The organism is Natronococcus jeotgali DSM 18795 (assembly GCF_000337695.1).
Taxonomy (GTDB): Archaea; Halobacteriota; Halobacteria; order Halobacteriales; family Natrialbaceae; genus Natronococcus; species Natronococcus jeotgali.
In genome coordinates this window covers 1-271 of record NZ_AOIA01000066.1, presented here as the reverse complement: position 1 = coordinate 271, position 271 = coordinate 1, and the positions used below count along the sequence as shown (strand labels likewise).

Sequence of the window (271 nt, the reverse complement as noted above, 5' to 3'; positions counted from 1 at the left end):
AGGTCCCCTGGCTCGAACTCGAGTAACTCTCCCACCGACCCCTCCACACCCACACCCCCATGAAAATCAGCCACTACCTCGAACTCGAGGATCACGTCACTGGCGGCATCCGCGAGTCCGTCGCCCACCAGCGCGAGATCCTCGACCGACTCGGATCGATCGCGCTCGGGCGCAGCGAGGCGTTCTCGCTCGAGACGGTCGCGAACCAGTACCGACGGCTGTACGAGGAGCTGATCTGAATGCGCATCGGATTCTTCACGGACAGTTACTT

At 62.0% G+C, this 271-nt stretch carries 1 protein-coding gene; it reads left to right on the top strand.

The annotated features are described in order from the left end of the window. The first annotated feature begins 59 nt into the window (after positions 1 to 59). Positions 60 to 239 carry a hypothetical protein gene (locus C492_RS08080; protein WP_008422243.1) on the top strand — a complete coding sequence of 60 codons (180 nt, stop codon included), beginning with the start codon at positions 60 to 62 and terminating at the stop codon, positions 237 to 239. Positions 240 to 271 lie beyond the last annotated feature (32 nt).